This window comes from Marinobacter mobilis (genome assembly GCF_900106945.1).
GTDB lineage: Bacteria > Pseudomonadota > Gammaproteobacteria > Pseudomonadales > Oleiphilaceae > Marinobacter > Marinobacter mobilis.
The window spans coordinates 233,011-244,225 of sequence record NZ_FNNE01000005.1 but is presented as its reverse complement, the minus strand read 5'-3'; the positions used below and the strand labels follow the sequence as shown (position 1 = coordinate 244,225).

Genomic DNA, 11,215 nt, shown 5'->3' with positions numbered 1-11,215 from the left:
TTTATGGTTTGTAATAGGGGTCATGATCGCCGGCCCTGTCTTCGCGCAGCCCTCCGCCCTGGACCTTCAGGAGGGTTGGCAATACCGTTGGGGGGACTCGCCGTTCAACGCCCAGGGCCAGCCGCTCTGGGCACTGGAGCCGGAAGCGGGCGAATGGCATGACATCGGATTTCCCTCCAACCCTCCTGATCGCCGTGGCCGCAGCAATGTCTGGTATCGGGTGACCCTGCCAGAGGGCAGCTGGCATGACCCGGTACTGTATATCTACAGCGTGGATCTGATCGTCGAGGTCTATCTCAGCGGCGAGCGGATCTATCGCTACGGCACGTTCGATGAACATGGGCAGGGGCAGTTTGAGGGCTGGCCCTGGCACGCCATCGACCTGCCGCCGGACTTTACCGGGAAATCCCTGTATTTCCGTATCTTCTCCAATTACACCGACATCGGCTTGTGGGGGGAGGTACAGATCCTGGATCGCCAGGGCCTGTACATGGGAATCCTGAGTCAATCCATAGAATCCCTGGCGGTGGCGGCGTTCAGTGGCCTGATTGCGCTGCTGGCGGTGGCGTTTGCCCTGGTTCAGGCGGAACGGCGGAGCTTCGCCTCTGTGGCGCTGTTTTCGTTCAGCATCGGGGTCATGCTGGTGGCGGAGAGTCAGGCCAGTTTGCTGATTGTTCACGCCCCTTTGTTTTGGGATTACCTGGCCGCAGGCGCCTATTTTACGGTGCCGGTGGCCATCGCCCTGCTGCTGGCCCAGTGGCTGAGCAACACCCGCCCGAAGGTGATCGGCTGGATCTGGAAGTTGCATCTGGTCTACCTGGTGGGCGCTTTGGGAATGGCGCTGCTGGGCTTGGTGGATTTGTCGAGCACCTTCCCACCGTTCGATGCCCTGTTAGCGGTGACCACGGTGATCCTGTTTGTCTCGGTGCTGCGTCGCTGGCGTACGGTGAATGTTGAACAACGGCTGATCATTGCCTGTTACGCCTTGCTGGCCGGGTTGCTGCTCCTGGATATGGCGGTGGCCCACAGCCTGTTGCCCTGGGGCCGGGTTCCGGTGAATCACGGTGCCCTGGTGTTCTCCCTCGCCATTGTCGCCATATCCCTGCTGCATTACCGTCGCACTCAGCAGGCCATCCACCTGCTGAATCACTCACTCGAACGGAAGGTCGGTGAACGGACCCGCAAGCTTGAGCAGCTGGCCCAGCGGGAGCGGGTCCGGGCTCATCAGTTGGCAGTGGATAATGAGCGGGCCCGGTATCTCAGCGATCTGGTCGTCGAACTCCAGAATTGCCACAGTCTGAAAGAGGGCATCACGCTCTGGGCCGGTCGGTTGGTGGAACTCTGCCAGCCGCTGTCGGGGCGAGCCTACGCCAGGCTCGAGCAGCAGGGCGGACTGATGCTGATGGCGGAGTGGGGATCGCCGTCGGCTGAGCGGCCGTTGCCGAAGGACATCCTGGATTCGATTCCGCCGCCGTCTCTGTATGTCGGGACAACGCTGCACAGCGAACTCGATGCCGACGGCGCGGCACCTGAGTACCCGTGGTGTCTGCAGCTGAGCTTGCCCAGCCAGAGCCAGGGACGGTTTGTTGCTGGGGTGGTCCTGCTGGAATCACCCCAGGGCGAAGGCTCAGGTGATGCTGAGTTTCATTCCCTGCCATTGTTCCTGTCGCTGCAACAGACCATGGAAAAAATCGCCATCACCCTGGCGTCGCTGGCGTTGCGGGAAGAACTGGAGCGACTGTCCTATGAGGATGCCCTGACGGGGCTCAAGAACCGGCGTTATTTCGAGGAGCTGCTCCGTCACGAGGTGGCGTCGGCCCGGCGCAGCGAATTGCCATTGTCGTTGCTGATCATCGACATCGACTTCTTCAAGCGATTCAACGACGACTTTGGTCACCCTGCCGGCGATGCAGCGCTGAGGGCCGTCGCCGACGTACTGAAGAGCGAGGTGAGGGACAGCGACGTGGTGTGCCGCCTGGGTGGGGAAGAGTTTGCGGTGTTGATGCCGGGGGCGGCAAGCCACCCTGCGCTGGATCGGGCGGAACTGTTACGACGCGGGGTGTCGGATTTGCAGGCGGGGCCGGATGGTCCGGAACTGCAGGGGCTGACCATATCCGTGGGGGTGGCCTCCTGGCCGGATACGACCCGAGACATTGATCAGTTGTTTCTGGTCGCAGACCAGGCCCTGTACCAGGCCAAGCAGAATGGCCGCAACTGCGTGTCGGCCGCCTGACGGACGGCCGACACGCCCCGCTTATGGTGCTGCGGTATAGCTCTGGGTGGAGTAGTCCGACAACGCCGGCTTGTTGAGGGTACCGACCGCTTCGACGTAATCCACGAACGACTGGGCATAGTCGAGGAACGTATCCACGGCGCGACCGTCATTGGTGACAGTGCCAAACGTCAGGTAGCCGTCCCGGCCGCCAGCGGTGAAACTGTTGGTGACCACGTTGAGGACGTCAGCATCGGTCAGCGCCCGCCATACACTGCCGTCTCTATCCCGCACCTCGATATTGAACAGTCGCTTGCCGGCCGCCCGGCTCATGTCCACATTCCAGCGCAGACCTGCGGCATACGGATAGGCACCGCTGGAACCGTTCGGGTCGTGGGCGAAATCCGCGGCTTCGTTCAGCACCTGCCGGATTTCGGCACCGGTCATGGTCAGATCCACCAAGGTGTTGGCGAAGGGCAGCAGGGTGTAGGCATCGCCGATGGTGATGTCGCCCTGGGGAATGTCGGTGCGCACACCGCCGCCGTTCTGGATGGCGACGTCTGCATTCTTGCTAAGGTACAGAAAGGCCTGGGCCATCAGGTTGGAAATGTCACTGCCGTGGTCCCGGGTCTGGGCGTCACAGCCTTCAATGGCACTGCGGCCTCCGGCACCGGGGATGCGTTCCAGGCACAGGTCCTCGGTGGCGGTGCCAACAACCTGGTTGCGGAATGTATCGAGCTGTTCCGTGTAGCGCTGCAGAGCGCTGGCAACGGTGGCGTCTTCGGTAACAAGGCTGAGTTGGGGGTCAGCGGCAACGGCAGCGAGAATGGCCTGGAGTTCACTGCCAGCAGGCCGGTAGTCTTCTCCCTGATCGTTTTCGCGGCTGATGGAATCGCTTAACAGCAGGTGGGGGACGCCGGTACACGCGGTGACCTTGCCGTCCGCATCCCAGGCTACCGTCAGCTCGCCCAGCACCTGGGCGTACTGCCAGGCCTGCACTACACAGACCTTGTCGCCATCGGCGTTGGTCAGCTCGGTGGGGTAGGCGCCCCCGGCCGTCAGGCCATAGTTGTCGAAGTTGCCTAACAGGGTGTGGGAGTCGCCCCCGATGATCACATCGACGCCGGACAGGGCCTGGGCCAGAACCAGGTCGTTGCGGTATTGGTAGTGGGTCAGCAGTACGATCTTGTTGACGCCATCGGCCTGCAGCTCATTGATCATGGCCTGGGCGGTAGCAGTCTCGTCGAGGAATTCGGTGCTGGCGAGGGGGCTGGAGCTGGCCTGGGTCTTGCCGGCAATATCAATACCGATGATGCCCACCCGCTGGCCGCCGATCTCCCGAATCGCATAGGGCTGGAGGTAGTCGTCTTCAGCCACCGGCGCCAATGGCGTGCCCAGGGCGGGTTTGACGTTGGCCGCCAGTACCGGTGTATTGCAGCTGCCGCTGGCAAGGTAATCGAGGAACTGCTTGAGGCCCTCGTCGCCGCGGTCGAATTCGTGGTTGCCCAGGGCAAAGGCGTCAAAACACACCAGATTCATCAGTTCAGCATCCGCCTCACCTTCGAACGAAGTGAAGTACAGGGTGCCGGTCACGGCGTCGCCGGAATGCAGCTTCAACACGTTATCCAGAACGGCTTCCCGTTCCAGGATCTTGCTGGCTATCCGAGCAAAACCGCCGGATTCAAACGTGGTTTCCTGACCCGCGATCGTCAGGCTCAGGGTGTCGGCTTCAAGGTGGGAATGGTGGTCGTTGATGTGGAGAATGTTGACTTCAAGGGGGGAGCCGTCGTCATCGTTGCAGCCTGCCAGTGCCAGCAGGGGAATCAGTACCATCGCGGGTTTGCGAATCATGTGCTTACTCCGTGGTTTACTGGGTATCAACCCGGAGCTTCGCTGCTGAATGTGTCAGCGATGTGATGATTCGATGGCGGTTGGACGACGGTAAAGAACGACATCACCCGGCCCTGGTGGGCCGGGTGATGTCAGCTTCAGGCCTCGGAAGGACGGGCGAAGCGGTTGGCGCGGCGGAAGGTGCCGAAATCGTTAAAACGTACACCCATTTCGCGCATGACCTTGTGAGCGGTTGGCGCAGTCCACTGGCGGATATAGAAAGGTTCCCTTACCGCGAAGTGGTGGATGGCGTGAGTGCTGCCGAAGTTGAAGCAGAACAGCTGCATGGGCATCAGCCACCAGGGGTTCAGCACCTGACACTGCTGCATCACGTTGCGGGCTTCAACGTCACCGTAGTAGTGCATGTTGGAGCTGATAAAGTGCAGGCAGAAGGTGCGCAGCAGCGACGGCAGCATGTAAACGACCGCAGCGGTGTTGAGCACGTCCAGACCCTGGCTCAGGGTTGCACTCAGTTCAATCGGGGAGCCCATGAAGTCGGCACCGATCAGTACAGCGTTGGCGACCACCCAGGTGTGGAAACAGACGTAATACAGGTTGCCGATAGGCATGTAAGAGGTCAGCTGCTCCAGCCGCATGCGGCGAACTTCCTTGCTGTCTTTCGGCTTCTGGGAGCGAATATAGGCTCGGGTGGCACGAAGCATCTCCAGCGGGCGCAGGATTATCGCCAGCATGTTGTCGCCGGTCATCAGCAGACGGCGCAGACCCCAGGGGGTGCCGTTGGTGATGCCACGTTCTTCCAGGTCGCTCTCGGTACCGGAAAACTTATGGTGATGCAGGTGCAGCTTGCGACGGACAAACGGGTTGACGGTACTGGCCCGGGCGACCCAGCCTACGGCCAGCATCAGGTCGTTGATCCAGGGCCGGTTCTTGAAATACATCAGGTGGATCAGGTCGTGTTCCAGTTCGTGGATAAACGACGCAAAGATGGCAGTCACCGGCACACACAGCCACCAGGGAATCACTCCGGCAACATAGGCCCAGCCGCTGGCGATCATTCCGAGCACGGACACGATCATGATGGTGGCCCCGATGGTGTTCTGGTGCCGCAGCCAGCTGTGCCGTTCCCGCAGCGCACGGCCGGCATCGAGCACGGTCTTGCGGATGTGTTCGGTTTTTTGAAGATCGGTCATCGCGTTGTTTGAGTTGTTCATATTTCCGTTGTCTCCGAAAAGGGGGCTAACACGGTGTCTCTATGGCAGCCATTATGTGGCCGGGTTCACAAATTGCGGCTATGATTGGGTGTCAAAAAGTGATCATTAGCCGCCAAACGGGTGTCATAATAAAAATGACTGCAAGCTCATCCGCGCCGGTGGTACCCGGCACCTACATTTTGCTGCTGGCCGACGTGTTGGAACGTTGGTCGCTGTCCATGGACACCTTGCTCGATGGCACTGGCATTGATCCGTCCACCTTGCTGCAAGCGAACTGCCAAGTTCCCCAGCCGACCTTTGCGGCCCTGCTGCGACGGGCGATAAAACTCACCAACGAACCTGGCATTGGCTACCACGTGGGGCTTCAGATGAAAGCCTCCTACCATGGCGTCTTTGGCCAGGCGGCGATGGTGGCAAATAACATGCGGGAAGTGATCGAGCTGACCCAGGCCTTTACCAGCCTGTACTTCAGCATCATGACGCTGCACTTCGAGCAGCAGGGCGATCAGGCGATCCTGCGTTTTGAAGAAACCCACCCACAGTTTGAACTGGGGAATGTTGGCGCCCAGGTGATGTTGCTGGGCTTCGCCACCATGGGCCAGAGCCTGACGGGCAAACCGGTCAGCGGTATCGGCATGGTCAAGGTGGCCAGACCCGAGTATTTCAGTCGCTTTGAACACCTGGTGCCGGGAGAGGTGCGGTTTGAACAGCCATACAATGGCTTGATCTTCCCGGCGGAAATCCTTGACCGCCCGCTGGTGATGGCGGACCCGATTGCAGCCAGGCTGGCACGGGAACAGTGCAAACAGGAACTCAACCGGCTGGCGGGCAACTCCTCGACCTATCAGCTGGTCCGGGATCTGGCGTTTGATGAACAGCAGGGCTTTGCTTCCATGGAGGAAGTGGCAGACAAGTTACATTTGTCACCGCGTACGCTGCAACGACGGTTGAGCGACGAGGGCGTCAGCTACCGCGAGGTGGTGGAACATATCCGCCGCGACCGTGCGCTGCGACTGGTGGCTTCTGGTGGCCTGAGTATTGGCCAGGTTGCGGATCTGTTGGGCTATAACGACGTCACCAACTTCAGCCGGGCATTCCGGCGCTGGACCGGAGAATCACCCCGGGCTTACCGCCAGGCGCGGGAAGTTCCCCTCCACAGCTGACAATTCTTTAATCCAAATCTGTCCACGAGCACGGTATGTTGCCTGTACGCCTATTGCTGGCGGTTGCAGGTACACACATTCGTTGACGCAGGTAAGGGAATGCTATGGGAAAGAAACGGCTGATCGTGTTGATGGCGGCCTGGTTGCCATTGACGGCACTGGCAAAGGTTACAGCGGTGACCCTATACCCGGGGCAGGCCACGGTGACCCGGGAAGAAACCGCCATGGTGCAGGCGGGAGACGGCGTGATCGAGATCCGCAATCTGCCTGCCGGGCTGTTGGAGCGATCCCTGCGGGTCGCGGTCAGCGGGGCGAATGGCACGGTGATTCGTGAAGTCAGCGTGGCGACCGAGCAGACCACCGAAACGCAGGCCCAGACATTGTCAGAGCTGCGTCAGGCGCTGCAGACCGTGGAAGACGATATCCGCGCCCATGATGATGCCATTCGTGCCTGGCGCTACCGTCTGGATCTGCTGGACCGCTACACCCGCGATGATGGCGAAGGCACCTTGCCGGACAATGTGGCGGTGGTGGCCGACAGCCTGTTTGATCAGGCCAGCAAGTCGCTTTCCAATATCCGCACGATCGAGCAACAAAAGCGTGAGCTGGTGGCGGAACAGGATCGGCTGCAGCGTGAGCTGGCGGTCATCAGCCAGGTACCGCGACAGGTCAAGAATCTGGCTATCGGCTACAGTGCCGGTGGCGCGGCTGAAGTCAGCGTGCAGCTGCAGTACCAGACCCGCAATGCCGGCTGGAGCAGCGCCTACGAGGCTCGCCTGGATACGGCCGCTAACGAGTTGGGGCTGACCCATCAGGCGGTGGTGTACCAGAATACCGGCGAAGACTGGCATAACGTTCAGTTGAGCCTGTCCACGGCCAATCCGGATGTGGGGGGCCGGCTGCCGGACCCATCACCCTGGATTCTCAATCCACAACCGCAGCCTATGCTGGGTAAGGCCATGGAGATGGATGCCGTCGCCATGGCCCCGGCGGCGCGGATGCCTCAGGATGAGCCGCAGGTTGCGGCGGCGCAGATGGCGACCCTGGAATCCAACGGCCTGACCCAGTATTACCGTATCTCCGGTCAGGTCAGCATGGCAGATGGCACCCGTGACAAGCGTCTTACCGTTGCCGGTTATCAGCTGCCGGCGAAGGTCATCCGCCAGATGGTGCCTGCGCTATCTGGCCTGGGGTATGTCGTCGGGGAGACCAAGTACGACGGCGAGGTGACCCTGCCGGCGGCCCAGATCACCCTTTATCAGGATAACCAGTTCATAGGGCAGGGCTGGCTGGCGCAGACCGAGCCTGCAGACAGGCTGGCTATGTCGTTTGGTGTCGATGACAAGGTGACGGTCGAGGCGGTGCGGGAGACCGACCAGCGCGGTGAACGCGGTCTGATCAGTGGCCAGCCTTATCTGGAGCGGGTTACCCGCTATGAGGTTACCAACGCCCACACCACGCCCATTGACCTGAGGGTGGTGGACCGTCTGCCGGTGTCCCGCCACGACGACATTCAGGTGACCTATCAGGACATCACCACGCCATATCAGGACAGCGTCGACAACAAGCCCGGCGTTATTGCCTGGGATCGGGTGGTGGCCCCTGGCCGCACGGTCACCTTCCGGGCCGGTTTTGAGGTGAAAGTGCCAGAGGGGCAGGACCTGCCTTATATTCCCTGAGCCGTTGCCCTGACCGTGAAGCAAAAAAGCCCGCGACGAATGCTGCGGGCTTTTTTGTGGATGGGCAGGTATTCCAAACCAGTCTGGAGGTGGCTTGACCGGACCTTGAGTGGGGCCGGCGATTGCCGCAAGATGTCCAGCCATGCGATTGATCTTGAGCCGAAAAGGGTTTGATTCCTCCGCCGGAGGCTGCCCCAGTCCACTGTTTCCTGATGGCAGCGTCTATGCCTTGCCAATTCCGGATGCCCGCTCGCGGATCCGTTACCGGGAGATCCGTCACCAGGGCCTTAATGTGGCGGATCTGGTCGCGGGGCTGAGTGGCGACTGCAAACGCCGTGGCCAGGGGGCTCACCTCGACCCGGATCTGATTGCTGCGGCCTATCCCCGTGAACCGGGCTGGCGCCCGCTGTTGGGTCAGAGTGGTGCAGCCCAGAGCCATCTCCGCAATCAGGGGGTTGGCGTGGGTGACCTGTTTCTGTTCTTTGGTTTATTCCGGGCTGCCGAGAAGGTTGGTCGGCAGTGGCGGTTCGTCAAGGGCAGCAAGGCGTTTCATGGGTTCTGGGGATGGTTGCAGGTTGGCCAGATCGTGACCGTCGACCAGCTGGCCCCTGAGGCGCTGCCCTGGGTCCGTTACCATCCTCACCTGCATGGCGAAGCTGACCCCAATAATACCCTCTACCTGGCCGCAGAACGGCTGCAAGTGGCGGGCGCGGAGGGCGATCTGCCTGGCGCCGGCATCTTCCGGCGCATGTCCGATGGTCATCGGCTGACCGCTACGGCAGCACCGTCTCCCACTCACTGGCAGCTACCCACCGGGTTTTTCCCGGGAGCAGGGCGCGTGCCGCTCAGCTATCACCACAACCCGGATCGCTGGCAACTCGATGATGCTGTCTGTCACCTGAAAGCTGCGGCGAGGGGGCAGGAGTTTGTGCTGGATATGGCGGCTTATCCCGATCTGAAGAGCTGGCTCGCGGGTCTCTTTGTTTAGTCATATCAGGCCATTGTGGTTGTTTTGACGACGCTGGCTGAGACCTGGGTCATGCTTTCGCCCGGTCAGTGCTTGTCCCGTAATTTTTCATCATTGTTTAATAAAAGCGCAACCGCGATTAATTATCATCTTTTGGTCTGGGCCAGAACGTGGTGGTCGTTATCCGAATGTGTTCTTCGACAATACCTATAACAACGATTATGAAGGAATAGAACATGCCTCACCCCGGTTCCAATAAGGTCCCTGCCAACGGTCTTTCCCGTCTACTTCAAGCAAGCCTGTTGGAACTGCGGCGACAGCTGTTCGAGTGACCTGGGCCGGTGTCGGCTCCCTATTCGGCAGTACTTGGACTATCTTTTATAGAGGGGAGCGTGTGCTCCTGAACGTCACAGTCAAAGGAGGGAGTCATGTATGTCCATCAGCGACCATGCCTTGAAGGTCGATTTTCCCGATTATAAGGAAGTCATCCGGGAACTCCGCAAAACCGATCCCCAATTTCGTGAACTGAGTGACCAATACGACGCACTGGACAAGAAGATCCGAGGCCTGGAAGTGCGCGATGTACCAACCGACGATGACCATTTCCGGGATATGAAGCAGGAACGGGCGCACCTGAAGGACCGGCTCTACCACCAGTTCAGCAAACACTCCTGACCTTTTCCGGCAGGCCATAATGACAAAGCCCGGCATTTAGCCGGGCTTTGTCATTTCTACAGCGGGATCCGTTCGTGACCCTTAACGTACACCTGCGCGGCGCAAAGCAGCCGGGGTGTATTCGTTGGAGCGGCGCTCGGTGCCGTAGCTGTAGGGCTCGGCTTCCTCGTTGGTCAGCCCCATGACCAGGTAACGACCAGACAGCAGGTCGTACAGGGTCTCGAAGGCGTAAGCCGGGATGTTGGCATCATAAATCTGCATAGCGTGGGCTTCTGCCACCCGCCACAGGTTGCCGCGGCCATCGTAGTGGTCGACGACGGCGATCTGCCAGGTGTCTTCGTCGATGTAGAAGTCCCGCTGGGCGTAGATGTGGCGCTCACCATCCTTCAGGGTGGCACGTACATGCCAGACCCGATGCAGCTCGTAGCGGGCCAGATTCTGGTCAATGTGGCCGGGCTGGATGATGTCTTCGTAGCTCAGGCTGGCATCGGTCAGGCGGTAGGAGTTGTAGGGGATGTAGAGCTCCTTCTTGCCCACCAGCTCCCAGTTATAGCGATCCGGAGCGCCGTTATAGAGGTCGAGGTTATCTGAAGTACGCTGGCCGTCGGCCGCAGTACCCGGGCCGTCGTAGGCTACGTTCGGGGCGCGACGCACCCGGCGCTGGCCGGAGTTGTAGAGCCAGGCACGGCGGGGTTCTTCAACCTGGTTGATGGTTTCGTGCACCAGCAGGACGTTACCGGCCAGACGGCTCGGTGCGGTGATGGCCTGCTTGAAATAGAACATCACGTTGTCGTCTTCACCAGGGGCGAAGTCTGCCAGCGCGACCCGCTCAGTAAAGAACTCGGTGAATCGGACCGGGCTGAAATCACCATTAGGCTGCGGGGTGACCTGGGCCACATTGCGAGTGAAGGAACCGCCACGGTAGCGGGTGATGTGGTTGAAGATGACTTCCAGTCCGTTCTGGGGAATCGGGAACGGGGTGGCGGTGGAGTAGTTCTCGAGGCCATTACCGCTGCTAACCAGACCCACGGTGGTTGCGTTTTCGATGGTCTGCTGCTGTACAGCTTCCGGATAGGCAGCGGTACGGCGGGTTTCAAAGACCGGAATGAAATAGTCGTCGTAGGTCTTGATGGTAGCGATCTGGCCGGGGGTCAGATTGTCGGCGTACTGGTCGACGTTGCTGCGATCGATCTTGAACAGCATCTGATCCTGGGGGAACGGATCGACGTAGCGACCATCGCCCTGGTAATTGGCCGGGGCCTCGGTCAGGCCGCCGGTCCACTCGGGAATCTGGTCGCCATTGCCGGCTTTCTCGGCGCCGATCGGGGTCAGAGTGTCGCCCAGTTTGGCGGCTTCCGCCGCAGAGACCTGGGCCAGGGCAGAGTTGCCGATGGCCAGGCTACCGACCAGCAGGCCGGTGGAGAGCAGGGATAGTCTACGCATGATTAGAGTCTCCG

Annotated in this window: 8 protein-coding genes; 5 read left to right on the top strand and 3 right to left on the bottom strand. The window is 60.4% G+C overall.

Annotation, left to right across the window (positions count from 1 at the left end; translation table 11 throughout):
• Positions 1-22 precede the first annotated feature (22 nt).
• Positions 23-2,233: a sensor domain-containing diguanylate cyclase gene (locus tag BLV11_RS09725; RefSeq protein ID WP_245725979.1), complete on the top strand. Its 2,211-nt coding sequence runs from the start codon at positions 23-25 to the stop codon at positions 2,231-2,233.
• A 21-nt stretch (positions 2,234-2,254) separates the two neighbouring features.
• Here the strand turns inward: BLV11_RS09725 and nadN are convergent, their stop codons facing one another.
• Together nadN and BLV11_RS09715 are read right to left on the bottom strand one after the other, a co-directional pair.
• Positions 2,255-4,063: an NAD nucleotidase gene (nadN, locus tag BLV11_RS09720; protein ID WP_091813023.1), complete on the bottom strand. Its 1,809-nt coding sequence runs from the start codon at positions 4,061-4,063 to the stop codon at positions 2,255-2,257.
• Between the two features lie 137 nt (positions 4,064-4,200).
• Positions 4,201-5,274 carry a fatty acid desaturase gene (locus BLV11_RS09715; protein ID WP_091813021.1) on the bottom strand — a complete coding sequence of 358 codons (1,074 nt, stop codon included), beginning with the start codon at positions 5,272-5,274 and terminating at the stop codon, positions 4,201-4,203.
• A gap of 134 nt (positions 5,275-5,408) precedes the next feature.
• Between BLV11_RS09715 and BLV11_RS09710 the strand changes: the two genes are divergently transcribed.
• The 4 genes from BLV11_RS09710 to BLV11_RS09695 all read left to right on the top strand — a co-directional run bounded on the left by BLV11_RS09710 (position 5,409) and on the right by BLV11_RS09695 (position 9,758).
• The gene (locus tag BLV11_RS09710) at positions 5,409-6,437 is read left to right on the top strand and encodes a helix-turn-helix domain-containing protein (RefSeq protein ID WP_175528322.1); all 1,029 of its coding nucleotides are present in this window, start codon (positions 5,409-5,411) and stop codon (positions 6,435-6,437) included.
• Positions 6,438-6,541: 104 nt separating this feature from the next.
• The gene (locus tag BLV11_RS09705; RefSeq protein WP_091813016.1) at positions 6,542-8,116 is read left to right on the top strand and encodes a mucoidy inhibitor MuiA family protein; all 1,575 of its coding nucleotides are present in this window, start codon (positions 6,542-6,544) and stop codon (positions 8,114-8,116) included.
• Between the two features lie 142 nt (positions 8,117-8,258).
• Positions 8,259-9,104 carry an Nmad3 family putative nucleotide modification protein gene (locus tag BLV11_RS09700; RefSeq protein ID WP_091813014.1) on the top strand — a complete coding sequence of 282 codons (846 nt, stop codon included), beginning with the start codon at positions 8,259-8,261 and terminating at the stop codon, positions 9,102-9,104.
• Positions 9,105-9,515: 411 nt separating this feature from the next.
• Positions 9,516-9,758, top strand: a complete 243-nt coding sequence (locus BLV11_RS09695; RefSeq protein WP_091813012.1) for an HP1242/YdcH family protein — start codon at positions 9,516-9,518, stop codon at positions 9,756-9,758.
• Positions 9,759-9,839: 81 nt separating this feature from the next.
• Here BLV11_RS09695 and BLV11_RS09690 read toward each other — a convergent pair whose 3' ends face one another.
• Positions 9,840-11,201, bottom strand: coding sequence for a DUF1329 domain-containing protein (locus BLV11_RS09690; protein ID WP_091813009.1), 1,362 nt, complete (start codon positions 11,199-11,201; stop codon positions 9,840-9,842).
• Positions 11,202-11,215 lie beyond the last annotated feature (14 nt).